The sequence below is a fragment of the Pseudomonas sp. KH_046_2 genome, assembly GCF_057838985.1.
Genome location: NZ_CM174480.1, coordinates 4090873 through 4115242, shown reverse-complemented (window position 1 = coordinate 4115242; position 24370 = coordinate 4090873). Strand labels below are relative to the sequence as shown.

At 55.3% G+C, this 24370-nt stretch carries 20 protein-coding genes and 5 pseudogenes; 12 read left to right on the top strand and 13 right to left on the bottom strand.

What is annotated here, in order from left to right:
* Positions 1-92: 92 nt before the first annotated feature.
* A complete protein-coding gene (locus AC3IX1_RS18610; RefSeq protein ID WP_489385301.1) occupies positions 93-1331 on the top strand; it encodes a PIN domain-containing protein in 1239 nt (412 codons plus the stop codon).
* 424 nt (positions 1332-1755) lie between these two features.
* Here the strand turns inward: AC3IX1_RS18610 and tnpC (AC3IX1_RS18605) are convergent.
* A pseudogene (gene tnpC / locus AC3IX1_RS18605) lies at positions 1756-2343 on the bottom strand (IS66 family transposase); the annotation flags it as partial.
* A gap of 156 nt (positions 2344-2499) precedes the next feature.
* On the opposite strand from tnpC (AC3IX1_RS18605), the gene AC3IX1_RS18600 reads away from it, so the two are divergent.
* Genes AC3IX1_RS18600 through AC3IX1_RS18590 form a run of 3 tightly spaced genes read left to right on the top strand, consistent with a single transcriptional unit; the run spans position 2500 to position 5658 of the window.
* The gene (locus AC3IX1_RS18600; protein ID WP_489384666.1) at positions 2500-3726 is read left to right on the top strand and encodes a tyrosine-type recombinase/integrase; all 1227 of its coding nucleotides are present in this window, start codon (positions 2500-2502) and stop codon (positions 3724-3726) included.
* Complete coding sequence (locus tag AC3IX1_RS18595) at positions 3723-4667, top strand: tyrosine-type recombinase/integrase (RefSeq protein WP_489384667.1); 945 nt, start codon at positions 3723-3725, stop codon at positions 4665-4667. The genes AC3IX1_RS18600 and AC3IX1_RS18595 overlap by 4 nt, the downstream gene beginning before the upstream one ends.
* On the top strand, positions 4660-5658 hold the full coding sequence (locus tag AC3IX1_RS18590) for a tyrosine-type recombinase/integrase (protein ID WP_489384668.1): 999 nt from the start codon (positions 4660-4662) through the stop codon (positions 5656-5658). The genes AC3IX1_RS18595 and AC3IX1_RS18590 overlap by 8 nt, the downstream gene beginning before the upstream one ends.
* A 79-nt stretch (positions 5659-5737) precedes the next feature.
* Here the strand turns inward: AC3IX1_RS18590 and tnpC (AC3IX1_RS18585) are convergent.
* From tnpC (AC3IX1_RS18585) to tnpA, 3 genes and pseudogenes are all read right to left on the bottom strand, one after another.
* Positions 5738-6709: pseudogene (gene tnpC, locus AC3IX1_RS18585) on the bottom strand (IS66 family transposase); the annotation flags it as partial.
* Positions 6710-6770: 61 nt separating this feature from the next.
* Positions 6771-7106 carry an IS66 family insertion sequence element accessory protein TnpB gene (tnpB, locus tag AC3IX1_RS18580; RefSeq protein ID WP_256453175.1) on the bottom strand — a complete coding sequence of 112 codons (336 nt, stop codon included), beginning with the start codon at positions 7104-7106 and terminating at the stop codon, positions 6771-6773.
* Positions 7103-7420, bottom strand: a complete 318-nt coding sequence (gene tnpA / locus AC3IX1_RS18575) for an IS66-like element accessory protein TnpA (RefSeq protein WP_256453176.1) — start codon at positions 7418-7420, stop codon at positions 7103-7105. The genes tnpB and tnpA overlap by 4 nt, the downstream gene beginning before the upstream one ends.
* Before the next feature lie 314 nt (positions 7421-7734).
* Here tnpA and AC3IX1_RS18570 point away from each other — a divergent pair, with 314 nt between their 5' ends.
* A complete protein-coding gene (locus tag AC3IX1_RS18570; protein WP_489385300.1) occupies positions 7735-8568 on the top strand; it encodes a TIR domain-containing protein in 834 nt (277 codons plus the stop codon).
* Between the two features lie 369 nt (positions 8569-8937).
* Here the strand turns inward: AC3IX1_RS18570 and AC3IX1_RS18565 are convergent, their stop codons facing one another.
* Positions 8938-9147 (bottom strand): hypothetical protein, encoded by a 210-nt coding sequence (locus AC3IX1_RS18565; protein ID WP_489385299.1) that lies wholly within the window; start codon positions 9145-9147, stop codon positions 8938-8940.
* 29 nt (positions 9148-9176) lie between these two features.
* On the opposite strand from AC3IX1_RS18565, the pseudogene AC3IX1_RS18560 reads away from it, so the two are divergent.
* A pseudogene (locus tag AC3IX1_RS18560) lies at positions 9177-9280 on the top strand (transposase domain-containing protein); the annotation flags it as partial.
* Between the two features lie 75 nt (positions 9281-9355).
* On the opposite strand, the gene AC3IX1_RS18555 reads toward AC3IX1_RS18560, so the two are convergent.
* The gene (locus AC3IX1_RS18555) at positions 9356-9868 is read right to left on the bottom strand and encodes a GNAT family N-acetyltransferase (protein ID WP_489385298.1); all 513 of its coding nucleotides are present in this window, start codon (positions 9866-9868) and stop codon (positions 9356-9358) included.
* A gap of 440 nt (positions 9869-10308) precedes the next feature.
* Here AC3IX1_RS18555 and AC3IX1_RS18550 point away from each other — a divergent pair.
* Positions 10309-10867: pseudogene (locus AC3IX1_RS18550) on the top strand (hypothetical protein); the annotation flags it as partial.
* Here the strand turns inward: AC3IX1_RS18550 and AC3IX1_RS18545 are convergent.
* From AC3IX1_RS18545 to AC3IX1_RS18530, 4 genes and pseudogenes are all read right to left on the bottom strand, one after another.
* Positions 10774-11055, bottom strand: a pseudogene (locus tag AC3IX1_RS18545) (hypothetical protein); the annotation flags it as partial. The pseudogenes AC3IX1_RS18550 and AC3IX1_RS18545 sit on opposite strands and share 94 nt — an antisense overlap.
* 21 nt (positions 11056-11076) lie before the next feature.
* Positions 11077-12030, bottom strand: coding sequence for a hypothetical protein (locus AC3IX1_RS18540; RefSeq protein ID WP_489385297.1), 954 nt, complete (start codon positions 12028-12030; stop codon positions 11077-11079).
* Positions 12031-12048: 18 nt separating this feature from the next.
* Positions 12049-12660, bottom strand: a complete 612-nt coding sequence (locus AC3IX1_RS18535) for a hypothetical protein (protein ID WP_489385296.1) — start codon at positions 12658-12660, stop codon at positions 12049-12051.
* A 297-nt stretch (positions 12661-12957) separates the two neighbouring features.
* Positions 12958-13869, bottom strand: coding sequence for a LysR family transcriptional regulator (locus AC3IX1_RS18530; protein WP_489385295.1), 912 nt, complete (start codon positions 13867-13869; stop codon positions 12958-12960).
* Positions 13870-13978: 109 nt separating this feature from the next.
* Here AC3IX1_RS18530 and AC3IX1_RS18525 point away from each other — a divergent pair, with 109 nt between their 5' ends.
* The 4 genes from AC3IX1_RS18525 to AC3IX1_RS18510 all read left to right on the top strand — a co-directional run bounded on the left by AC3IX1_RS18525 (position 13979) and on the right by AC3IX1_RS18510 (position 17642).
* A complete protein-coding gene (locus AC3IX1_RS18525; protein ID WP_489377367.1) occupies positions 13979-14818 on the top strand; it encodes a HalD/BesD family halogenase in 840 nt (279 codons plus the stop codon).
* Positions 14819-14972: 154 nt separating this feature from the next.
* Positions 14973-15941: an ABC transporter substrate-binding protein gene (locus AC3IX1_RS18520; protein ID WP_223456360.1), complete on the top strand. Its 969-nt coding sequence runs from the start codon at positions 14973-14975 to the stop codon at positions 15939-15941.
* 108 nt (positions 15942-16049) lie between these two features.
* Entirely contained in the window at positions 16050-17168 is a 1119-nt protein-coding gene (locus AC3IX1_RS18515; RefSeq protein ID WP_489385294.1) for an S-(hydroxymethyl)glutathione dehydrogenase/class III alcohol dehydrogenase, read from the top strand.
* Positions 17169-17258: 90 nt separating this feature from the next.
* Complete coding sequence (locus AC3IX1_RS18510) at positions 17259-17642, top strand: VOC family protein (RefSeq protein WP_223456346.1); 384 nt, start codon at positions 17259-17261, stop codon at positions 17640-17642.
* Positions 17643-18019: 377 nt separating this feature from the next.
* Here AC3IX1_RS18510 and AC3IX1_RS18505 read toward each other — a convergent pair whose 3' ends face one another.
* Complete coding sequence (locus tag AC3IX1_RS18505; RefSeq protein WP_048392538.1) at positions 18020-19186, bottom strand: MFS transporter; 1167 nt, start codon at positions 19184-19186, stop codon at positions 18020-18022.
* Positions 19187-19280: 94 nt separating this feature from the next.
* Here AC3IX1_RS18505 and AC3IX1_RS18500 point away from each other — a divergent pair, with 94 nt between their 5' ends.
* Positions 19281-20174 carry a LysR family transcriptional regulator gene (locus AC3IX1_RS18500; RefSeq protein ID WP_489385293.1) on the top strand — a complete coding sequence of 298 codons (894 nt, stop codon included), beginning with the start codon at positions 19281-19283 and terminating at the stop codon, positions 20172-20174.
* 597 nt (positions 20175-20771) lie between these two features.
* Here AC3IX1_RS18500 and AC3IX1_RS18495 read toward each other — a convergent pair.
* Both AC3IX1_RS18495 and AC3IX1_RS18490 read right to left on the bottom strand, forming a co-directional pair.
* Positions 20772-21131: a hypothetical protein gene (locus AC3IX1_RS18495; protein WP_489385292.1), complete on the bottom strand. Its 360-nt coding sequence runs from the start codon at positions 21129-21131 to the stop codon at positions 20772-20774.
* 10 nt (positions 21132-21141) lie between these two features.
* The gene (locus tag AC3IX1_RS18490) at positions 21142-24366 is read right to left on the bottom strand and encodes a DUF6519 domain-containing protein (RefSeq protein WP_489385291.1); all 3225 of its coding nucleotides are present in this window, start codon (positions 24364-24366) and stop codon (positions 21142-21144) included.
* Positions 24367-24370 lie beyond the last annotated feature (4 nt).

Sequence of the window (24370 nt, the reverse complement as noted above, 5' to 3'; positions counted from 1 at the left end):
ACTACGGGACGAGGATCAACGAGGACGACCCGGACGTTGTTGGCATGCTGCAGAACGCCCAAGGCCTGTAGTCAGATGGGGAGCGCTGTGAAATGATCGAAGCTATCGCCCTGACACTCCAAGCGAAGGAACTGCTTATGCCAGTGATGCATTTGTTCATAGATACAAATATCTTCTTGAATTTCTACACCTATCCCGACGATGACGACGGAGTCATAGATGAATTATTGGAAAATATCGGTCCGAACAAGATAGTTTTGCATCTTCCAAAACAGGTAGAAAATGAGTTTGAGCGAAACCGAGAATCAAAGCTCCATGGTGCTGTCACTGAATTCCAGAGTAGCAAGTTCCCCAATGCGGTACCAAACCACATGCGAGGAACGGAGGCAGCCAGAAATTATCAGGAAGCTATAAAAATTGCAGAATCCGCAAAGAAGACTTTAATAGCGAACGCTACAGGTTTAGCGCTGCAGAATGACTTGCCTGTCGATAAAAAAATAACTGAAATCTTCAATAAGTCACAAAAATACGACGAGGATGATGCAACCTTTAAGCTTGCGATTGAGCGCTCCCAACGAGGTAATCCTCCGGGCAAAGGAGAAAGCGTTGGTGACAGATACAATTGGGAGGTTCTACTTAAGCATGTACCGGTGGGAGATCTACATATCGTCTCTAAGGATGGTGACTATGCATCACCTCTAGCAAACCTAGACAAAAGAACAGTCAAAGCCAAGCGCTACCTTTCCGAGGAGTGGTCAAAGAAAAAAGAAGATGGATCTCTCCACATCTATACAAATATTAAGTCCGTAATTGCCCATTACAAAAAACTCGTACAACAGCCTGAGCTCCCAGAGCCGCCGCCAATGGACCTTGACGCACCGCCGCCACCTCCAATAGCCCCTGTTCCAATACTTGTTCCACCTCCTCCACCTCCTCCGGTGCATAGAGTGGCAGCCGTCGGTGTGCCAGAGGAAGTGCCGGACCGATTACAAAGCCCAGAGTATTTAGCTGTAATTAACCAGAAAAATGAAGCGATTGAATACCTAAAAGAGAGTGGCAGCTTCTCTACAACCCATGTGGCCATCTCTAAGCTTGCCAATTATTTGGGATATTTTGATGCGTCCGACGCAACAAAGCTTTTCAACGCAGCCTTAGAAAACGCTCAAGTGGGGTGGATAATTTCCGATGACGATGTTTATGACTTTTACGTTAAGCTAGCGAACGAATTTCTAACAGCTGTTGAGCCTGATCTCGCAAGTCAAATTGTTGATCTGATGGGACTCGTGCCGGCCCCTCCGCCACCGCCACCGCCACCACCTCTCCAATCGTAGAAGCGCCTCTTAATTCTTAAATTTCGGATAGACATATGGCCTGACCCACGCTCAACTCAGAGCTGGGCCAGGCTAAACGCCGAGCGCACTCTGACGCTACACCAAGGCCGGCGAATTGCTGGCCGAGCTGCGTGGTCTGTATCGACCGGATTCGACTCAAAGCTGACGGATACGACATTCAAAAAAACACCCAATGCGGTCGGTAAACCGAGCTAAGGTAAGCGAGCGAGGGGCTGCGCATATCGGGATTTATGGTATTTACCGTTAGGATGAGCCGTTAGGAAGCGGCTCTCGCTTACTCCCGAGTTAATGGCAATAGTAGCCAGTAGCTTTATGTGCCTGACAAAAAGTCAGTTCCCCATCCTGACTAGCCAGGTCGCTCGGAGCCCCAAGGTAAGCGTCTGCCCAACTCACCTTGCGTAAGTTAGGCCGGCACCCACTGATGCGGCAGCAGTTGGTCGATCTCACTTGCCCGCTGCGTCGGCAGGCGCATCAACACATCTTTGAGATACGCATAAGGATCATGCCCATTCATGCGGGCTGACTGGATCAAGCTCATGATCGCAGCTGCCCGCTTACCGCTGCGTAGCGACCCGGCGAACAACCAGTTCGAGCGTCCAAGTGCCCACGGCCTTATCTGATTTTCGACCGCATTATTATCTATGGGCACAGCCCCGTCCTCGAGATATCGAGTCAGTGCCGTCCAGCGTTTGAGGCTGTAATCCAGAGCTTTGGCGATGGCCGACCCTTCGGGCACAAGATCGCGCTGGGCCAACATCCAGGTATGCAGTGCGTCGATCAGGGGGGCTGCTTTTTCCTGGCGTATTCGCCAGCGATTTTCGTCGGTCATTTCCCGCGCTTGCCGTTCAATTTCGTACAACCCGCCAATTGAGTGCAGCGCCTGCTCAGCCAGTTGGCTTTTATTCGTCGCGTGCAAATCGAAAAACTTGCGGCGGGCGTGGGCCAGGCAGCCGATTTCCGTGATGCCTTGCTGGAAGCTGGCTTTGTAGCCGCAATTATGTGTTGCAACACATAATGCCGGTTATGTTGCGGCCTGAGTTATGTGATCCCGACCGGGCGAATAGGCAGTTTCTCTGTTGTCGATAGGTGATTGACGCAACATAAGTTGCAGCGCCTTGGTAGACCCTCATCACCTGGAGTGTCTGCCATGTTCGAGAATATCTATTCTTCAAACGCTGCCTGTAAACGCCATCGTGTGGGATCGCTGGCCGCTGAACGCGAGCGATATCTACAGCACTGTGCTGAGCAGGGCTGTACGCATGCCTCCCTTTACTTGAAGGCGTGCTGCTTGCTTTGGATCGCCGAACGGGTGCAGCCAAGCGACCTCAATGCAATCAATTCGTCACGGCTGCGCCAGATCATTCACGAAGGGCCATTGCCGGCCAATTCTCCTGCAACTGCTACGACGTTGATAAACACCGCAAGACCTTGGTTTAAGTTCCTGGGCTGGTGGCAAGAGCCAACGGCGGAGCCAATTCCATTCGAGGAGAATCTTGAGCTTTTCGTCTCGTGGATGCGGGATGAACGCGGGTTGACACCATGTACCATCAGTCAATGGCGCAGTCGAACGGCAACCTTTTTGCGCTGGTGCTTCAACACAGGCCGCAGATTTTCGACGCTTAGCCCCGAGGATATTGATGCCTACTTCATCACCTACGGTGCGCAACGGTGGTCGCGAATTTCGGCAGGGCACGTCGCAACAATGTTGCGGGTATTCCTGCGCTACGCGGCAACGCAGGGAGCATGCAGCAGTACATTGGCCGACTCGATCCGCGCCCCGCGACATTACGCCCTAGAGTCACTTCCCTATGCACTGAGCTGGGAGGATGTTCAGCGAGTACTCGCAACTACAAATTCAAGCTCTGAACGCGATGTGCGCGACCGAGCCATCCTGATGCTTCTCGCCGTCTACGGTTTACGCCGGGGAGAAGTTGCCGCACTCCGGTTGGATCAGATCGACTGGGCTGCTGGCCAATTGCATATTTGGCGATTGAAGCGCCGTCAGCCACAGGTTTATCCATTGGCGTTCACAGTGGCTGAGGCATTAGCGCAATACGTCGACACAGTGCGTCCGAAGGTACTGCACCCTGAGATATTCATCCGAACTCGGGCGCCGCGAGTCCCCATCTCCGCTGCTGGCCTATACAACATCGTCAGCGGCAGATTGCGTCTGCTCAACATACAAGTCGCACATTTGGGGCCGCACGCGCTGCGACATGCATGCGCGGCCAGGCTGCTCGCCAATGGGCTGAGCCTCAAGGAGATTGGCGACCACCTGGGCCACCGCAGCACGTCGGCGACAATGACGTACACCAAGGTTGATCTGGTCTCGTTACGTGAAGTCGGTGACTTCGACCTGGGAGACCTGCTATGAGAACCTTGGACGTAGTCAATGCCTACGTGGCTGTCCGTCGTGCCCAAGGCGTGGGCCTGAATAGCAGTGCCAGAGTACTACGTCAGTTTGCACGTGAGACTGGAAACCTGCCGCTGCCCGAAGTTACTCCAGAGGCAGTAGCCGCATTTCTGCATGGGCACGGTGAGCTAAGCGCTACGTGGAAGACGAAGCGAGGATTACTTGTTAGCTTTTATCGCTTCGCAATCGCACGTGGTCACACAACGATCTCGCCCCTGCCGGAACGACCACCACAGTTTCCACCGGCACAGACTCCCTATGTCTATGCCACCGCAGAAATACAGCACTTGTTAGATGCCACCGTCATACTGAGTACCTCGCTCAGTCGCCTTCAAGCTGCGACATACAGAACCCTCCTGCTGATCCTTTACGGTGCAGGGTTGCGCGTCGGAGAGGCGATCAGACTAAATCTCTGTGACGTCGACCTCGAGCAGCGAATCATCACCGTTCGTGACACGAAGTTCTATAAGACAAGACTGGTGCCGATTGGGCCCAGGCTGGCATCGAAACTGCGAGTCTATCTAGGACAACGTTGCGCGCTGGCACTTCCACTGGGCCAAGACTCTGCCCTGCTGTGCACTCGTACTGGCCATCGCCTGAACTACCAATACGTCATAACTGTGTTCCAACGTGTTCGTTTGGCGGCAGGTATTGCTCGCCCAACTGGCGAGCTACGGCCACCGCGCCTCCATGATCTGCGGCATACAGCCGCCGTTCATCGTGTACTGGGATGGTATCGCGCCGGTAAGGATGTACAGCGGCTATTGCCGCAATTGGCAACGTATTTGGGGCATGTCGACATAAGGTCGACCCAGCGCTATTTGCATATGACTCCCGAACTGTTGCACGAAGCGAGTCGCCGATTTGCCATTTATTCAGGCCAGGAGATTGATCATGATTGACCGCAATCGCCTCGGGGCATGGGTACGTCGCTTCTTGTTGGAGTATCTGGTCGCCGAGCGCAACCTATCCCACAACACCCAGATCAGTTACCGCGACACGCTGACGCTCCTGCTTCCATTTGTCAGTCGACGAGCCTCGGTGGCAATCGACCATTTAACGGTGCTCGACATATCGCCCGCCATCGTGCGCGCATTCCTTGAACACGTCGAACACGAGCGCGGTTGTGGCATCGTCACGCGCAACCAGCGGCTCTGCGCGATTCATTCATTAGGGCGTTTCATTGCTATGCGATCGCCAGAGCATTTGGCGTGGTGCACAGAGATCCGTTCTATCCCGTTCAAAAAAACTACCCAGGCAGTCATCCACTACCTCGACAAGCCAGAAGTGGAGGCTCTGCTCCGGGCACCTAATCGGGCTACGAGCCAGGGTGCACGGGACTATGCGATTTTGCTGTTCCTATACAACACCGGCGCCCGCGCTGACGAAGCTGCCTGCCTCAGCGTTGGTAATTTGCAACTTGGGACTTCACCCTCCGTGCGCATTCTGGGTAAGGGAAACAAATGGCGCGTCTGCCCCCTGTGGTCAGTAACAGCTACAGCGCTGCGGGCACTCATCGTCGAACGCAGAACAGAGGATCGCGTATTCATAGGTCGTGCCGGGAATCCCATGACTCGATTCGGCATCCATCGCGTTGTGTCGGTGTATGGACGAGCAGCCGGCAAGTGGGTTGATTCCATGCAAGGCAGGCGCATCAGCCCGCACACTATTCGACACACGACCGCCGTTCACCTGTTAAGAGCCGGGGTCGATATCAATACAATTCGGGCCTGGCTGGGGCATGTCTCCTTGGACACAACCCACATCTACGCGGAAGTCGATCTCGAAATGAAGGCCAAGGCGCTTGCATGTTTGGACGTCACAAATGTGCCTGAGGCTGTGCGCCTGCGACCGAGTTCAGCATCTCTCATGGCGTTCATGCGAGGGCTGTAACATGAATTTATGTGCCACTTTTTGCGCCGAACTCCCGATTGGGAGGCGGCGCCTCTTACCACCGCAACATAACTCAGACCGCAACATAACCGGCAAAATCATCGCAAACCAGCTTGCCATTCCACTGGCCAAGAAAATTGCGTGCATGTTCGCCCGCCCGGCTCGGGCTGAAGTCGTACACCACTGCCTTGAGCGCCGAAAAAGGCGTGGTGCAGTAGGCCCAGACGTAAGCACGGTGGGTTTTCTTCTCGCCCGGCGCGAGCATCTGTACCGGCGTTTCGTCAGCGTGGATCACACCTTGAGCAAGCACTGTTTCGCGCAGCGCATCGACCAAGGGCTGGAGCTGCACACCGGTTTGGCCGACCCATTGCGCCAGGGTCGAGCGGGCGATAGCCAGGCCGGCGCGGCCAAAGATTTTCTCTTGCCGATACAGCGGCAAATGGTCGGCGAACTTGGCCACCATCACGTGAGCCAGCAGCCCTGCGGTCGGGATGCCCTTGTCGATGACCTGGGCCGGAACCGGAGCCTGACTCAGCGTTTCACATTTGCGGCAGACCCATTTCCCGCGCACATGCTGCTCGACGGTGAACACGCCCGGGATGTAATCCAGCTTCTCGCTGACGTCTTCGCCGATGCGCTGGAGCTGGCAGCCGCAGGCGCACTGGGTGGTGTCGGGTTCGTGATAAATCACGGTACGCGGAAACTGCGCTGGCAAGGAAACACGCTTGGGCTGCTTGCGTGGTTCGGCCGGCGCAGCCGGCGGATTCAGCGCCTTCAGCTCGGCTTCGATGGCCGCGATGTCGGTGTCGAGCAGGTCGTCGAGCAGGCTGCCTTGGGCAGGGCTCAGTTGCTCGCTGCGCTTGGCAAACTTGTTACGTTTGAACCAGGCGATTTCGTGGGTGAGCTGCTCGATGATGGTTTGGTCGCGGTCGTTCTTCTTGCCCATCCGGTCGACCTGCTGCCCGAGAGAATCAACCTGGGACAGCAACTGCGCCGCGAGGGCACGCAGTTGGTCTGGGGACATTTGGTCGAGATTGGGCGATGAAGTCATGCCGCGAATTTTGCCAGAGCAAGCCGTTTGCGGCGATAGACCAATGGGCTAATGGCGGGCGTTAAAGCAGTGTGATTGCACCGCCCGCCCCAACGCGCTGCCAAGGCAGACCGAGCACCAAGGCCTGAAGTTGCTCGGTATCCAGCTCCATCTCGCAGCCATTCCGAATACCGGGCCAGTGAAACTTGCCTTGGTTCAACCGGCGAGCAGCCAGCCAGACGCCAATCCCGTCATGCACCAGCACTTTCATACGAGTGGCGCGGCGGTTGGCGAACAGATAAGCACAGTGCGGCTTCGCCGCACCGAACACCGCGATCACCCTGGCCAGCGCCGTTTCAGTACCGGCACGCATGTCCATGGGCTCGGTGGCAAGCCAGATGGCGTCGATGCGAATCATTGAGTGAGTCCACGGACAAAGCGGGCGCAGCCTTCAGGATCGGACGTTGGCCATTTCACTGTGATCGATTGCTCGCCAAGCGGCAACTCAATGGTCGCCAACGCTTCCACCTGCCGTTTAGGCGTAGCTTTCAACGGAACGAAAGCCGGCAACGCCGCTGGTAGCTGATCTCGATAAAGCGGTAGCCACTTGCGGATAACGTTGGCATTGATGCCGTGGCTGATGGCAACGCTGGATAGGGTTGCGCCCGGTTGCAGACATTCCTGAACAACCTGGGCTTTGAACGGTTTCGGGTAAGAGCTTCGTTGGCGCATGGAAATCCTGACGTTAAGGGCGATCGCGTCCGCTTAAAAATACGCGGACACCATCGCCCTTAACGCTGGAGTTCGGAAGGTGTGTTGGCTGGACGCTTACGCCCCAAGGGTGGGAGGGCCATGCGTAAACGAGAACCGCACCTGGCGGTAGGTGTACTTCATGGAGCGCTTACGTTTATTCTTGGCCAGTTCAACGTGTGACAATGCGGTTAACTATCGCTCACTTCGCTCGCTGGACGTCCAAAAGCTGCGCTTTTTCTGCCGGTTAGCTCCACGTTAGCGGTCAGCCTGAGTCGAGTTTTTAAGGAAGTCATATGAGAAAACCAAGAATATTTATAGCTTCAGCGGTAGAAAGCTTGGATGTGGCTGATGCATTCAACGTAAACCTAGATCATCAGGCTGAGGTAACGGTTTGGAAACATGGGTTTAACCTTTCTCAGAACACGATTGACTCCCTGGTAAAAATGGCGGAATCAGTGGATTTCGCAATTTTCATTTTTACACCAGATGATATTGCAGAAATCAGAGACCAACAAAAGCACATCGTCCGAGATAATGTGCTTTTTGAGCTTGGCCTATTTGTCGGTACTTTAGGTAAAGAGCGATGCTTCATCGTTAAACCTCGAGACACCGAGCTGCATTTTCCGACTGATCTTTTGGGTCTGACACCCGCAGATTACAATGGTGAAAGGTCTGATGGAAATTTAGAGGCCGCTGTAAATCACCCATGTGTACTAATCAAGAAGGAAGTGGCAAATTTAGGCTTGCTTTCACAGGATCTAAATATTCAGACAAAACCGCGTCGGAAGGCTGGATACAATTATAAACTTGGCGACGTTGAGCATCGTCTATTGGCAAAAGTTCTTGAAAGCTACGCTAGCTCCCCGGATGGTGTATCTGTATGGAGTACATTCAACGATCTGAAAGGGGTTGAGCAAGGGATACTGAGTTTAGCGGCGATTAAGCTAGAAAGGGTCGGATTTCTAGATAAGAGTATCGCTATAGATCACGAGTACAATGGCTCTGAATATTATGCATTCTCAATAACTGCCGACGGGATAGATTACCTGCTCGAAAATGAGGAGTTGCTTCACAAAGCAAATAAAAAGGTAGATGCAGTTGATTTCGATGCAGATATTCCGTTCTAGATTTGTGCGCTAATAGTTCGCTATTACGGACTGCTTCTACGGTAACGTAAAAAGCAATCTTGTTGTAGTGAAGTGTTTGTGAACAACTGGTTCAAATCGTTCGCGCGCTAACTTGGACGGGCTGAAGCGCGTCCGTTAGCTCAATCATTATGCAAACAAGAAGATCAACGCTGTAGCTAAGTCCTGACTTATGCGACGACACATTCGGGCCTGATCGTAATGGCTTTACGATGTCGCGCGATTCTGTCGCAGGTACTCGATTATGTGCGACATGACATGCGAAAAATGTGGCATTGAGATGGAGGGATGTTAATCCAATACCTGTCACGACTGACCGGTAATGGCCGATTGCTGTCTGTCAGGAAGAGGTCATTCAGACGTCATGAGTATCGCTAACGTCATGTTGATGAACTCTTCGTTCTTACTGATCGTTGCCAGCGCTCCGCGTACGTTGCCGCCAACCTCATCCGCGCCACGCTTTTCGATCCACAGCGTCAACTCCATGATCGCGGCTTCGAGGGCTAGCTGGTTCTGATTGATCTTGAAGAGCAGCGAAGGGAGTAGGTCTGCGTTCGACATTGTGATTCCTCCATGGAAGAGGTCAGCGTAGCAAGCGCGCGGCCGCGATCATGAATTGATCCAATCGGCGCGGCTGAATGGGCATGATCCGTACGTGTATCTGAAAGACGCTCTCAATCGTCTTCAGACTTAGCGGGCAAGGACAATTGAGGACTTGTTGCCGCATCATTGGTGAGCAAGATACTAACCCAAATGATTTCGGCAACAGTTACACCAACTCATTCCACTCGCGCACCATAACCAAATCTCGTTGGATATCCTTGCCGCATTGAAAGGTTGTTTCTCCCACTGTTTGAAACCCATTACGTTGGTAGAAGCCTATGGCCCTGGCATTCTGATCATTCACCGTGAGTCGGATGCGATTGGAAACAACAGCAAGCGTTGCGGTTAGTAGGTACTGCGCAGCGCCAGTGCCATGATGCTCTGAAGCGACATAGCATCGTTTCAACTCAGGAATGCCGTCTGCCAGTGCGATCCCTAATCGATCTGGTGTGTAGTCGATCAAACTGAAACCAACGACATCTCCGGCTTTCTCTAGCACCATCACCTCCTGATTTGAGGTGGTCAACGCGACCTGAAAGCACGATGGAGTTAGATTTTCTCTGATGTAACGCTCTAATTCTTCTCTTGGAGTGTCTGCTGGGCACGCCATCGAAAAGGTATCCTTTGCGATTTTGCTAATGATGTCAGAGTCATCAATTATCGCTGAACGCACACGCATTCATCGCTCCTTAGGGTTGGCAAGGGGGGCGCGTCCCAACCCTCAGGGACGCGATTGTGCAATTCAAGTGTTACGAAATGAGCTTAGGAAAGGGAAACCCTCATGGGCGAACCGTGGCCAATGAAGATCGCTGGCATGGCTGTCATTCTCCCCTCCTATCGCCTGGCGTTTACCAGTTTGAGGATTAGATTGAAGCATTTGGGTGCAGCTGCGATTCATTGCTCCGTTACTCTCTGGCAGGCTAAAACTCATACTCCAGTGAGCATAGATCACATTGAACCAGTGCCCCTTGCGTTACTGAAATCGTGCCCGATATTTTACGTCCTATCGTCACGATGAATACGAGATGTAGGTCAGATTCAGTTCCGTAACACTACTCGCCGGAGTTACGGACCATTTGGCTTCGAGAACTGCCGGTCATAATCGGTAGCTCTTCGCGAAAGGCAGCAATTGGCCGGTTGTTGCCTGTCGCCAAGGGCAGTAAACGACCCAATCTGCCCAAAGGCGATCAGGTCTGGCAACACAGCGAGTCGGTACAACAGCGCGTCGACGCAGATGGCAACTGGCTGCGCCACAGCGTGACCGTGGATGACCACAGCATCGAGTCAGTGGGTGGCATCAAAAAGATCGAGGCCTTGGGCTCGCTCAAGCTGCTCTCGGGCGGTTCCGCCAGTCTCGCGGCCGTGGACGACCTGCATCAAGCCACCGGTCGTGACCTGAATCTGGTTGTGGGGCAGAAGCTCAATGCTTCGGTGGGTGGAGATATGGAAGAGCGCATCACTGGCCTACGGCGCAGTGTGGCGGAAAAGACCTGGGTGGGATCGGAAAGGGGTGAACGTGCTGCAGATCCTGTGCGACTTGCTCGATCTGGTGACGGCAATGAACACGCAACTGGCCGGCCATACTCATGTCCCGGGGCCGGCGCCGAGTCCGAGCGATGCGGGAGCATTCACCGATAACGCGGCACAAGCCACCACACTGGTCGGTCTGTTAAACCTATCACTCTGTAGCAGGGGCAATTGCACGGACTTGCCCGCCCATTTGAATTCGACCGGACTAGTCATCTGCACTGGTTTTTCACAGTGCGATTCTTGACCGGCAGAAGACGGTCCATAGCTGCTACCCATGAAATGCAAGTTAAGGGAGCGCCTCCCCAATTGTTCTGGATGTCGAGGATGCAGCTCTAGTCTATTGTTTTTGTGGGGGGCTCAAATGCTAAGTAAGTTGGTTAAAAATACTGCCATTGCTTTGGACCATTCGGAGTTTTGAATGACCGCTATCGCCATGGAGGCAACCGCTACTAGTAGTGCACCGATTGTCAGAACCTCCATCCTGCGTTGAGCCTTGATGCTCTCTCGAACACTGATAATACTTGAGAGTTGCTCTAGATGTTCACGCAAGGAGTGCTCTTCAGTTATTACTTGTTTTGCAAGGGAGTTTGAATATCCACAAAGCTCTTCTGCTATCGTACGTTTTGAATCACCCGCTCGCCAATTGGGGGCAGTAAAGATACTGCAGTCATGCACAAAATTAAGCATATGCTCTGACCGGCTTCGCAGTTCCGCTGCAATCGCGGGTGTACCAAGAGACCGGTCGAAAAATGCCTGAATTTTTTCCAGCGCATGTAGCCCTTTACCCCGGTTTACTTTATGGATTTCTAGCGAGGCTCGGCTCAGCCGTATGTTTTTTAGGGTTTCCGTTAGGAAACCTATGCTTGCAAAATTACTAATTATTCCTGCCATTAGATCTGCGCTGTGTGATATGAAGACCCTGTTGCTTCTTTTGCCCCTGTATTTGATTACATCATCTGATACATCTGCTTTGCAAAGGGAAACAATAAGATGAAGCGGCTCATCTTTCAATCCATTGCGGTCGCTTGTAAATCGAACCCCTGTTCCGTCTGGGCTACTCCAAACGTCATATGGGGGAGAAGATGCAATAATACTCTTCCAGTGCTCGCTAGCATTAAATCTAACATTTTCTCCAGGGAGGAGCGGTTCGGTGGCAGTCGTAATAAGTTCGGCAGTAGGTAAGCGATGAATGTCAGAGCTGCAAAAGTATCCCGGAAGGTTTGACTGGAACCAAGTTTGCGCGATGCTCCGAACTGCTTCTCTCGATTTGATAATAGAGCGATTTTTTAGTTGGTCTGGCGAGAGTCTCAAGGTGCTACGCTTTGAAAATCATTCGAAGTGGCCAACCCTGCTTTTTTTTAATTCGGACTCGTAAATTACTGATAGATTTTCCTTAAGTGCGAAGCCTACAACAACGCACGTGAGAGCTGGTGTTAGTTGGAAGATTTGGACTATCAAGTAATCTACTTTTTCAGGCAGCCGGAGTTCGTTAGTAGGAAGAATGAATTTATGTCTATCACTGGGACTTGCGACCGTCCCTACATTATACCAGCCCCCTTCACCGTATGAACGTTGCCGACGAACCCAGTCAGCGGCCCCGCCGCGCTTGCCGGAGCCCGAACCTGCAGTCCATCTCAAGCGTGCCAAATTTTCGCACAGACTGTCAGTTTCGGACGGACCATAAACTTCTGCGCCCCATATAAATTGAACCCGCAGTTCTTCGGTATCGGGAACGCGGGATTCTAGATTGGATTTGACATCTGACTCTTTATAGAATGTTGAATCGTCTCCTGGCACGGCTGAAATGATATTAGGGAGTAGCCAATGTGCGCGCCATTGAATTTTGCGAATCAGTTTACGAAACCAAGTCTCAGATTTGATCGTGGGTTTAATAGCCGCTGCCTTCTTTGAATCATCTGATTTAGCAACTTTCGATATCACGGTCGCGCTCCTCCGCCTGGTCAATATGCGGCGTATCATAGCTTATGGGGTTCACCTTCGTATGCGTGTGGCTCTTTGCGAGAAACTTAAAACGTGTCTCGTGAGGTCTAAGCGCCTAAATCTCCTGTCCTGGAGCTAAAACCGAAATGATCCACCCAGTCGGTTCACGTCCACTTTCCATGAATGCGAGTCGAAGTGTTTATGGCGCCTGCTGAGAGGCAGCTCTTAGCCGATCTCTGCCTGTCGCGAAAGACTGTAATCGACCCAAAGAAACCATTTTCACGCGCTAACCAAGGATTAGCTGTATTCAGGTTTTCCTGAATTTTTAATCCAGGTATCAAGCTCTGTAACCATTTTGTTGACCTCACTGTCCTCTCGTTCCGAGGGGCGGACAATGGCGTTCCAGGCGATGTCGAGGCCGTCATTCAGGGCGGCCCACGCAAGCTCCCCACGCTCAAGGCTGGGGGTCACCAGATCCCGTTGCAATATGCTGATTCCGTATCCTGACCGAACCAGTTCAACGATGGCTTCGATCAACTCCACCGTGATCATGCGGCGCGGCAGGATGCTGGCGGGAGCGAAAAACCGGTCATATTCCCAGCCACTGGCGCGATCGGTTGAATACGTCACCAGGTTGTAAGTCTTGAAGTCCTCCGCGTAGATATTTTTCCTGCTTGCAAGAGGATGATCGGTCGCCATGATCGCAATCAGGTCGTCCCGAAAAAGCGGCAGTTTTGCTACGCCACTGGGCACCATGCCGTCATCGATGATGGACACATCAAGCCGACCTTGCATCAGGCTCGCGTAAACGTCGTTACGGGGCACGGTCACCAGTGTGATTTCGATGTCGGGCCGAAGACTCGAGTAGTGCTTGATGAATTTTGGAATCCAGCGAAACGGGCCGTAGGAGGTGACACCCATACGGACAAACGCTGTGACGCCACCGGCCATGGACCGGGCTTCGGACTCGGCTTCATTGAGTGTGGCGATGATGTCTTTGGCGGCTCGCTCCAGACGCACCCCGGCAGGGCTGAGTCGTAATTTTCCACCTGATCGCTCCGTCAGGCTCACACCCAGCCGCCGCTCCGCTTCGCGTATGCGGTGACTGACGGCTGAAGGGGTCAGCCATAAACGCTCGGCCACCGCGGTTATCGAATCGACTTCCGCCAGGGTTTGCAACATCACCAGATGATCCAGCGTCAGTCTCATTGTCGTGCGACCTGAAAATAATTCACAAAATTGCGTAAAATTATGAGCGTGACTTGTTTTTGGTGCCGATGCAATCTGAATCCAGCAGAGCCACCGGAGACCAACAAAAATGACTACCCTGCCTTTCACACCTGCGCTAACCCTGAGCGATATCATTGATCTCGAGCGTTACCCCATTACCGATCGCACCAGCCCCGCTTATCTCGAACTGGTCACGCACAGTCAGTCTTTGCTGGGACAAGAGGGTGTAGCGATCTTTCCGGGTTTTGTTCGTGATTCATCGGTTGTCGCGATGGCGCAACAGACACTTGCACTGCACTCGCGCATGTTTCATTTTCGGGAAAACCACACGGTTTATTTCAAACCTCAGGACGAAAGCGTTGACCCGGAACATCCGCTACGACGCTTGATGAACACTGCGAAAGACACCGTGGCTTATGCCGATATTCCCGCCGACCATTTGATCCGGCAGATCTACGGATCGGACGAAGTCCTTGCTTTCATCAAGGATGTCCTGGACCTGGACACGCTCTATCGTCATGCCGACCCACTGGCCGCCCTTAACTTGCAGGGCTTCACGGCTGGACAGGAGTTGGGATGGCACTTTGATCGTTCCGACTTCAGCGTCACGCTGTCCCTTCAGGCGGCGAACGCTGGCGGGGATTTTGAGTACGTGCGCATGCTGCGCAATGAAAACGACGATTGTTATGACGCCGTCAGGGAATTCCTCGATGACCCGCAAACTCAGCAGATAGAGGTTCTGCCTCAAGTGCCTGGCACCCTGACATTGTTCCGTGGCCGCTATTCATTGCACCGGGTCACGCCGGTGGAAGGGGACAGGCTGAGGCTCAACGCGGTGTTTGCGTACGTGGACCAGCCCAATGTCGAGTTCAGTGCCTATGCCCGGCAATTGTTTTACGGGCGTACCTCGGTTGACCCGGCAGTCTGAGTTTCGCCCATAACAATAAAAGCAATTGATTCACGCCTTTGCCTCACGTGTTTGCGCGCGTACCTGTCCATGCTGAATCAGATGGGCTCGTTTGTTCCTGTGTCGCACACAACAGTTCGCTGCCCCCAATAATAACGATTCGGAGCGTCTGATCATGAAAAACAGGAAGAGTTTGCTGGCCTCGTTACTTACCCTCGGCTTGCTCGTTGGTAGTGCTTCAAGCCAGGCTTCGGGATGGTGTGAATCGGGCAAGCCGGTGAAATTTGCCGGGTTGAACTGGGAGAGCGGGATGCTCCTCACCGACATCATGATGATCGTGCTCAAGGAAGGCTACGGCTGCGCAACGGATCAGTTGGTGGGTAACACCATCATTCTTGAGACCGCGCTGGCCGGCAACGACATTCAAGTGTTTGGCGAAGAGTGGATGGAGCGCAGCGAAGTCTGGAAGAAGGCTGCGGCAGCCGGGAAGGTCGTCGGGGTTGGCGCTCCGATCGTCGGTGCGACTCAAGGCTGGTATGTGCCGCGCTATGTCGTGGAGGGGGACGCAAAACGCAATAGACCGGCGCAAGCACCCGACCTCAAGACAGTCGCCGACCTGAGCAAGTACCCGGGCGTTTTCAAAGACTCGGAGGAACCGTCCAAAGGCCGCTTCTACAACTGTCCCGCTGGCTGGATCTGCGAACAGGACAATACCGAGATGCTGAAAGAATACGGTCTTGAAAGCACCTTCATCAACTTCCGTCCAGGCACTGGTGCGGCATTGGATGCAGCGGTCCTGTCCAGCTATAAACGCGGTGAACCGGTACTGTTCTACTACTGGTCACCGACCCCGTTGATGGGACAGATCGATGCGATAAGACTGGAAGAAAAGACTGGGGCCAACAAAGACGTCATCACCATGGTCGGGCTCTCCAAGGCGTTTCATGAACAGGCGCCCGAGCTGGTCGCAGTATTGGAGAAGGTCAACATTCCCATCGATCTGCTGAATCAGAATCTGGCCAGGATGACCCGGGAACGCATCGAGTCGCCGAAGCTGGCCAGGATGTTCCTCAAGGAACACCCGGAAGTTTGGCATGCCTGGGTGGATGAAGGCGTAGCAAAAAAGATCGAGGCATCGCTCTAACCGGCCTCCAGGGCAAGGACGCCTGCCTTCTGTAACGCCCCTCTGAACACAACCTCTTTACCCTTTCTACAAAGTGGAGGCTTCTCTTTGCCTCCGGGAATCATGACCATGATCAAATCACGAGCGGCCGTCGCCTTCGCGGCGAACCAGCCTCTGCAAATTGTCGAAATCGATGTGGCGCCGCCGCAAGCCGGTGAGGTGCTGGTGCGCATTGTTGCGACAGGCGTGTGCCATACCGATGCGTTTACCTTGTCCGGCGCCGATCCGGAAGGGATCTTCCCCGTCATTCTTGGCCACGAAGGTGGTGGTATTGTCGAAGCGGTGGGCGAGGGGGTGACCTCACTTGCAGTGGGCGATCATGTGATCCCGCTCTACACCCCGGAATGCGGAGACTGCAAATACTGTAAGTCCGGGAAGACCAATCTCTGCCAGAAAATTCGTGCAACCCAAGGCAAGGGATTGATGCCAGACGGCACCAGTCGTTTCTCCTATAACGGCCAGCCCCTGTTCCACTACATGGGCACGTCGACCTTTTCCGAATACACCGTGCTACCCGAAATTTCCCTGGCCAAAATCCCCAAGGATGCGCCACTGGAAAAGGTCTGCCTGCTCGGTTGCGGTGTGACCACCGGCATTGGTGCGGTGCTCAACACGGCAAAAGTGGAAGAGGGCGCCAGCGTGGCGATCTTCGGTCTGGGCGGCATCGGCCTGGCCGCCATTATTGGCGCCACCATGGTCAAGGCCGGTCGCATCATTGCGATCGATATCAACCCGGCCAAGTTCGAAATCGCCAGGCAACTGGGCGCTACCGACTTCATCAACCCCAACGATTACGACAGACCGATCCAGGACGTGATCGTCGAGATGACCGGGGGCGGTGTCGACTACTCCTTCGAATGCATTGGCAACGTCCATCTCATGCGCGCGGCCCTGGAGTGTTGCCACAAAGGTTGGGGTGAGTCGGTGATTATCGGAGTTGCTGGCGCGGGCCAGGAAATCAGTACCCGACCGTTCCAGCTGGTGACCGGTCGGGTCTGGCGCGGCTCGGCATTTGGCGGTGTTAAAGGCCGCAGCGAACTGCCCACTTATGTCGAGAAGAGCCAGGCCGGTGAAATACCGCTCGACACCTTCATCACCCACACCATGGGGCTTGAGGACATCAACAAGGCCTTCGAGTTGATGCATGAAGGCAAGAGCATACGCACCGTTATCCATTTCGATCGCTGATTGAATCGTCCTGGCGTTGAGCGTCTGACGTCTCGCGCACCGGCCAACTGCAACATCCACTCACTGTGTCTTTATAAAGAGACCATCAAAATGAGCATCTTCACTCACGTCACCGTCGGTACCAACGATCTGCAAAAGGCCCGCAGTTTCTACGACAATGTGCTCAGCACACTCGGCCAGAAACGCATCGCTGATCTGGAAGATAATGGCTCGATCTGGGGTGAGAATGCCCCGTCCTTCTTCGTCCTGAAGCCGGCGAACGGTGCTCCGGCCAGCGTCGGTAACGGTGTCACCATCAGCTTCGAAGCACCGGATCGCGCCGCTATCGATGCCTTCCACGCGGCAGCCCTGGCCTGCGGTGGCACCGACGAAGGTGCGCCGGGCCCGCGAGGTTGGGCCCCTAACGCCTATGCGGCCTATGCGCGGGACCTGGACGGTAACAAGCTGGCCGTGTACTGCTTCAAGGCTGCGTAAGCTTCATTCAAGCTGCGCATTCACTTCTGTGAGCCGGTCAATCCAACATGAGGTTTTGGTCATTTTCAGAAGATGCCAGTGACACCATGTTTCAGGAGTCGTGTAACAGGCGGCCGGTCGGTAGCCTTTCGCTACCATCAGCCGCAGTTGGTCGATAGCCGCCTGTTGCGACTGGCAACAACCGATCTATATAGCTGCCTTTCGCGAGAGGCAGTTAATGGCCGGTTGTTGCCTGTCGTGACGGGCGGCAACCGACCCAATATAGCTGCCGGTCAGCAATGGCTAAAATTGACCGATTGCCGCCCCTCGCCAAGGGCAGCAATTCTACCATTTGCCGCCACTCATCGATGGTAACGAACCACTCCCCCTCATCTTCGTCACACTACTGCTGCTTCAATCGTTCTGGAACGCCAGGCATAAGCCAACACCATCAGCAGCCCCAGAGCAGCCATCGCCGCTCCAGCCAAGGAAATCGCCGGATAACCCAGACCAGCGTTGATCACCGCTCCGCCCAGCGCTGCGCCAATCGCGTTGCCAAAATTGAAGGCGCCAATGTTCACCGCAGAGGCAAGATTGGGCGCGTCCTTCGCTGCTTCCATGACGCGCATCTGTAGCGGCGGCACCAGGGCGAAACTGGCGATACCCCATATCAGGATGGCCAGAGCAGCCGGCACCGTCCAACGCATCAGCAGGGTGAACGCCAGCAAGACGAGAATCAGAACGCTTAGCGAGACGATCAAGGTGCGATCTATCGAGCGGTCGGCGGCCTTGCCGCCCCACATATTGCCCAGCGTCAACCCCACACCAAAAAGAACCAGCATGGCGGTGATGTAGGCGGTGGAACTATTGGTCTCGCTGCTGAGGATCGGCGCGATGTAAGTGAAGACGGTAAACATTGCGCTCGATCCGACTACGGTCAGGGCCAACGCGCCCAGCACCGGACCACGCCCCAGTACCCGAATTTCGGCCATTACACCGACGCTTTGCGGCGTCTTCAGGTTAGGCAGGGCGAACCACAACGCGGCCATGGTCACCACGCCGAGGCCGGTAATTCCCCAGAAAGCGGTGCGCCAACCGAACAGTTCACCAAACCAGGCGGCCAGCGGCACACCGCCGATGGTCGCCAGGGTCAGGCCCATAAACATCGCCGCAACCGCCCCGGCACGTTTCTCCGGGGCGACCACGCTGGCGGCGACGATGGAGCCAACGCCAAAAAATGCACCATGGTTCAGTGAGGTCACCACCCTGGCGACCATGAGGCTGTAGTAATCGGTGGCCAGGGCTGACATCAGATTACCCAGGGTGAAAATCGCCATGAGCCCGATCAGCAGATAGCGCCGGGGAATCCTGCCGGTGGTCAGGGTCATCAGCGGTGCGCCGAGCAATACGCCCAGCGCATAAGCACTGACCAGCAAACCGGCGGCGGGAATGGAAACGCCCAGATCCGCAGCGATACCCGGCAACATGCCCATGGGGGCGAATTCTGTTACGCCGATGCCAAAGGCACCGATGGCGAGCGCGACAAGTGGTGGATTGATACGCATGGAAGGCTCCTTATCTATGCCGCTAATGCTACGATCCAGTCTTTTCAGGCGGTAGATAGCATTTTTGGCAATCACCTTTGCGCAGGAGGCACAAGTGGATTTCAACGGCAGGTCAGGTGAAATGAGCGTGTTCACCACCGTGGCGCAGGAAGGCAGCCTGTCGGCCGCCGCGCGTGCACTGGGCCTGACACCCTCGGCAGTCAGTCGGATCATCGCGCGTACCGAGCAACGTCTTGGCACCCGCCTGCTGTTGCGCACCACCCGAGCGATCACCTTCACTGCCGAGGGCGAAGCGTTCCTGCGCGGCGCCCGGCGTATCCTGGCCGACATGGACGAGGTCGAAGAAGCCATCGCCGACCAGGGCGTACCCAGGGGGCGATTGCGGGTCAGTGCCGCCCTTGGCCATGGGCGGCTGGCCATCGTTCCCTTGGTTGCAGCATTCAGCGCCCGTTACCCGAACATCGTCGTCGACCTCACCCTCGGCGACGAAGTGGTCGACATTCTCGGCGGGCAGGCCGACGTCGCGGTCCGCTTTGGCCATCTGCCCGACAGCCCGCTGACCACGCGCAGGATCGGCGACACCGGCCAGGTAGTGGTGGCATCGCCCGAGTATCTGCAGCGCCACGGCATCCCCCAGGAACCGGAAGACCTGTTACAGCACAACTGCCTGCGCTTCAACTTCCGGCGTGCCGAACCCAACTGGCCGTTCATCCGCGATGGAAAAGAGTTTTCCCTAAAGGTCAGCGGCAACATCGAATGCAGCAGTGGTGAAGCGCTGGCACAACTCGCGCGAGTAGGTGCCGGCATTGCACGTATCGGTGAGTTCAGCGTGAGCGAGGATCTGCAGCGCGGCGACCTGATTCCGCTGTTGGAAGCCTGGAACCCCGGGGACCAGGAACCGATTCATGCGGTGTTCGTCGGCGGGGCGACAATGCCGGCGCGGGTGCGATTGTTCGTGGACTTCTTGCTGGAACATCACCGGATGTAAGCGGAGGCATAAGCTGATATTTCCGGGTACTTGTGATGTTGAAGTGACCAAAACATTTTTGGGTGCACTATCAATAGATGGTTTGCCTTACTGGAACAATCGTGAGTTCTGGCATTGATGGGTCGTCCGCACGTCTTAAATGGCCGTCGTGAAAGACCGCTTTTAGCCGATTTCTGCCCGTCATGACGGCAGAAATCGACTCTTAGCTGCAGGTCAGCAGAGGCAGAAACCGACCCAGGCTGTGTGAAACGCCAGTGATTGTCTAACCTCTGATCGTCGAGATCGTAGCGGCGCGATTCAAACGCGGCCCAAACGGCATTACGAACGTCTATGTAGGCTGACTAACGTAATTCGCGCTTCCGCCTGCTTATTCCACAGGCAATCCTCGCGACTCTCAGTTTTCGACGTATTTAGCGCGTTTTCACACAGCCTGGACCCCAAGCGGACACTCGCGAGCGGGCGAAAACCGGTCGACTCTATTGAAAAAGGCAGTATCAGCCGCGAATCAGGATCGCCCCTGGAGGTACTTGCTAATCCAGCTTCTGACAACCCCCCCTCTTGGCGTTGGGGGGACGTCGATCGGCTACGCAATTCTGATCAACCGTCATTGTTTTTTCCCGGCCCTCCTTTCCTTTTCCCCTTGGCACGAGACCTTTCGGATGGTTCGGACGATGTCCGCAGAGTTCCGGGCTCAAGTGTTCTCCTAGCGGTTTCGATTTTCTCGTTCAGTTGTGACAATTCGGTGGACAGCATTTCGATCTCGGAATCGATCTGACGTGCATGTTCCGCCTTCATCTTCTGCAGGGTTTCGATTCGCTGCTGGAGGCGGCCCATGCGCGCCTCCTGCGAGGCAATCGGCCAGTTCAACATGCTCGGGGAAACATTGCGTTTGTTGATGAGCGCCGTGGCCTCGGCGAGGAGCTTGTCCTGTCGCGCAATCAGTTTTTCGATATCCATCGATCTCTCCTCAGGCTTTCAGGTTGTAATTAAACTCGGGATTCGGAAACCACGAGGCGCTGTTGAGCCGGCCCCATGTTGGGCCATGCGAGATGTTGCCGATGAACGGGCCGGGCATGCCGTGCAGGTCATAGGAGCGGAAGTCGGGGGTGGCCGCCTTCACCTGGTTTCCAGAGACGGTGCAGAGCCTGCCCGCCATCGACACTGTTGCTGCGCGTTGGTCGTTGAAGGGTAGGCTGAAATGCGAGCAGTAATTGCCGCTGAACATCACCCGCTCGAACCGTGCCTTCACGTTCGCAAATACTGTTTGCCGCAACTCGACGAGAGCGGTCGCTCCGGTGCCGATGAACTTGTTGTTCGTAATCTGCACCGGGAACCCGAACACGGTAGAGCCTGCGGGCAGTTTGATCTCATATTCGATCATGCCCTGCAGCAGCAGCGCGCGGTCCTCATTCGTCGGCGGGCGAGAGCCTGGTCGTGAGTAGGTGACGAGATTACTGTCTATCCTGCATTCCAGCACGGTGAAGCCCGTGATGCCGAAGGCGAGCGGGGAGATGCCACCTCCGGTAGCCGCCACACCTGTGTCCATAACTTCATTGCCCTGGACGTTCAACTCACCAAAGATCGCGATGGCGGCGATCCCCAGAGCGAGACCGGAACGCGTACCGCAACGGATCACTCGATTGGACGTGATGTCACAGCGCTCTGTCGATTGAAAAACCAGAAGGCCCAGGCGTTCGAGATCTGTCAGGTGATTGCCGTGCAGGGTCGGGGCGGCCTCTTCATGCATGAAAATACCGACTTGTCCTGCCTCGATCCGATTATCGCGGATGAGATTGCGTGCACCCTGTGTGGCAAAAATCCCGATCATCGCCTGGTAGACGATGTTCTCGCTGATCAGCGTGTCGGCGACCTGAACGAGTGTGGTCGCAAAACCGAAGCGCACGCTTCCCTGTCCCATGACATTGCCTCGAATGGCGCTTCGCACGGCACCGATCATGAGGATGCCGTGTTGGCCGCCTTCAATAATGTTGTCGGCGACGATCATGCGCTCCAGCGGCAGCACGGCGCCGGCCGGGCCAATGTTGCCCACCACGATTGCCAGCGCGATGTCGGGAGCTTCCCGGCGGCACACCACGATGTTCCCCATCGCAGTTGATCCGTTGCCGCACAGGCGGATGGCAGTGAGATTGGACCCGTCGTGCACCAGTTGGTTGTTGCTCACGATAGTCTGCGGGCTCGCGACATCAATGCCAAACGAGCGGTCGGGAAACTTGTTCTCGGCCAGTTCAATGCGATTGCCCGCGATACGCGAGAAGTTGGCCCGTGACACCGGCATGTCGTTTGGCTGGTCGTTGATGAGGATACCGTTCACTGCATTGACGATCGTGTTGTTCTCGGCAGTGACGGAGCCGCGCATCGTGCGGGCCATGATGCCAACGGTGGTCTTGCGGTTCGTGTCCGGGTCTGGCAAGGTAATTTCACAGTCAGTCACCACGACATCGCGTGAGCCTTCGTCGAACCAGACGCCGATGGCAGCCTTATCGAATATACAAGCCGACACCGTTATGTTGGCTGCATCGAAGGCCAATATTCCCACACTGCCAGGACGAGCGAACGTCTCCAGTCTGCATTCGTCAATGATCAAATCTTCTGTTCCCTTAATCACAATGATCGGGTCGGAAGATGCTTCGCCCTGTCGCAAGACGAGCGTGTGAATGTGAACGTGGTTGGCGCCGGAAACAACAATGACGCCGGTTCCGCGCCGGTTGAAGACCATCGCGCCCATGCTCTCTCCGTGCAGGCAGAGATTGTCGCGCTGCAGGATCAGAGGGCGGTCGATCGGATGCAACCCTGCCTTCAGGCATACGCAACCTCCAACCTTCGGCAACTTGTCGATGGCTGCCTGAATGTCCTCTCCAGGCCGCACCACGAAGGTACAGCATCCGGCATCATCGATTTGGATGGGTCGACAGTCAGTGGGTGCACCATTGGCCGGTATTGCGGCGAGTTGAAGATATTGGTGATGGATGCCGCGGGGCGGTGCCGCATTGAGCGGTTCAACCCAGGCATTCGCCGTTCTCGCCGCGAAGACCCAGTAGTCGCCGACCTTGAACTGACCGCCAGCGGTAGCGGTGGTAAAACTGACCTGCACGCCGTCTTCAAGATCGATGGGGCCTGCCGCCGTTGCCATTAGGCCGTCACCGTTGATTACGTTCAGCGGTGCGCTTTCATCCCATCGCTGTAAGCGCGTGTTGCGCGCAACGACATCAACCGCCGTTGCCCCGAACGCACGTCCCGCTGTCGGTACGGCACGATCCAGCACGATTATCCGCTTTGCCTCGTCGATATCGATCACGCGCGCCATCTGGCCCGCTTCACCCCAGAGTTCACGATGGTCGTCGGTCAGTGTCACCCAGTCATTGATGCGCAACCGCAGGCGCGCGTCGCGTCCGACACGGTTCACCGAGAGGCGCGTCTGTCCGCCGGCGACCGCGATGCTCGTCACGCGGGAGGCGATGGAGCCATTGTCGCGTGACCACTTGAAGAGCGCGGTTCCCAAGGGGCCAGGCGTCTGGATTTCAACCCGATAGAGCCGATTTTCGATACCCCGATAGCCAGCGTTGAGCGGCAGGATGCAGGGATCATCCGGCGCGGGCGGCGCCACAGCGGAGGTGGTGAGCCGGCCGGCGGAGGGCGCAAACAAGGCGTTGAGATCAACGCCGCATACCGCCGGAGCCCCGGGCTGTTTGTAAAGCTTGACCTGCCAGACCTGCTGGATGCGCGTGGTGGTATCGACGCCACCCAGAGCGGTATCCAGCAGCTTCAGTTCTTCCACCCACGTGACTTCGCGCTCCCAAAGATCGAGATAGACCAGCGTGTCGATGGTCGGATCTGGCGCGGGTGGATCGGGAAGAAAGGGCTGCTTGAGGTAGGTAACGCCTTCATTGGAAAAGATCTCGGCAAGCCTGCCGTCAACATAAATCCTGCCGTCTTGAATGGAGAGGTCGGCGGGTGGTCCGGCAATGGCACCGATCAGGAAGGCATCGGGCGTTGTCAGCGTCGGAAGCCATGCCGGACCGCCGCTATCGAGACCCAGCAGGCGGGTGCGCTCGCGCAGTACATCTGAATGCTCGTTCCAGTCGGAATCCAGTTGCACGCGGCCTTGTTGCACACGTACTGAAGCGAAGCGGCGTAACGGGTCGAATGTGAAGCGCGAATAGTCGCCGGACATTGTT

Bases quoted from the DNA above. Each gene is read 5' to 3' on its own strand.
- AC3IX1_RS18610 (WP_489385301.1), top strand. From the start codon at position 93: ATGATCGAAGCTATCGCCCTGACACTCCAAGCGAAGGAACTGCTTATG.
- AC3IX1_RS18570 (WP_489385300.1), top strand. From the start codon at position 7,735: ATGAGAAAACCAAGAATATTTATAGCTTCAGCGGTAGAAAGCTTGGAT.
- AC3IX1_RS18590 (WP_489384668.1), top strand. From the start codon at position 4,660: ATGATTGACCGCAATCGCCTCGGGGCATGGGTACGTCGCTTCTTGTTG.
- AC3IX1_RS18520 (WP_223456360.1), top strand. From the start codon at position 14,973: ATGAAAAACAGGAAGAGTTTGCTGGCCTCGTTACTTACCCTCGGCTTG.
- AC3IX1_RS18525 (WP_489377367.1), top strand. From the start codon at position 13,979: ATGACTACCCTGCCTTTCACACCTGCGCTAACCCTGAGCGATATCATT.
- AC3IX1_RS18595 (WP_489384667.1), top strand. From the start codon at position 3,723: ATGAGAACCTTGGACGTAGTCAATGCCTACGTGGCTGTCCGTCGTGCC.
- AC3IX1_RS18555 (WP_489385298.1), bottom strand. From the start codon at position 9,868: ATGCGTGTGCGTTCAGCGATAATTGATGACTCTGACATCATTAGCAAA.
- AC3IX1_RS18505 (WP_048392538.1), bottom strand. From the start codon at position 19,186: ATGCGTATCAATCCACCACTTGTCGCGCTCGCCATCGGTGCCTTTGGC.
- AC3IX1_RS18565 (WP_489385299.1), bottom strand. From the start codon at position 9,147: ATGTCGAACGCAGACCTACTCCCTTCGCTGCTCTTCAAGATCAATCAG.
- tnpA (WP_256453176.1), bottom strand. From the start codon at position 7,420: ATGCGCCAACGAAGCTCTTACCCGAAACCGTTCAAAGCCCAGGTTGTT.
- AC3IX1_RS18515 (WP_489385294.1), top strand. From the start codon at position 16,050: ATGATCAAATCACGAGCGGCCGTCGCCTTCGCGGCGAACCAGCCTCTG.
- AC3IX1_RS18510 (WP_223456346.1), top strand. From the start codon at position 17,259: ATGAGCATCTTCACTCACGTCACCGTCGGTACCAACGATCTGCAAAAG.
- AC3IX1_RS18600 (WP_489384666.1), top strand. From the start codon at position 2,500: ATGTTCGAGAATATCTATTCTTCAAACGCTGCCTGTAAACGCCATCGT.
- AC3IX1_RS18495 (WP_489385292.1), bottom strand. From the start codon at position 21,131: ATGGATATCGAAAAACTGATTGCGCGACAGGACAAGCTCCTCGCCGAG.
- AC3IX1_RS18530 (WP_489385295.1), bottom strand. From the start codon at position 13,869: ATGAGACTGACGCTGGATCATCTGGTGATGTTGCAAACCCTGGCGGAA.
- AC3IX1_RS18490 (WP_489385291.1), bottom strand. From the start codon at position 24,366: ATGTCCGGCGACTATTCGCGCTTCACATTCGACCCGTTACGCCGCTTC.
- tnpB (WP_256453175.1), bottom strand. From the start codon at position 7,106: ATGATTCGCATCGACGCCATCTGGCTTGCCACCGAGCCCATGGACATG.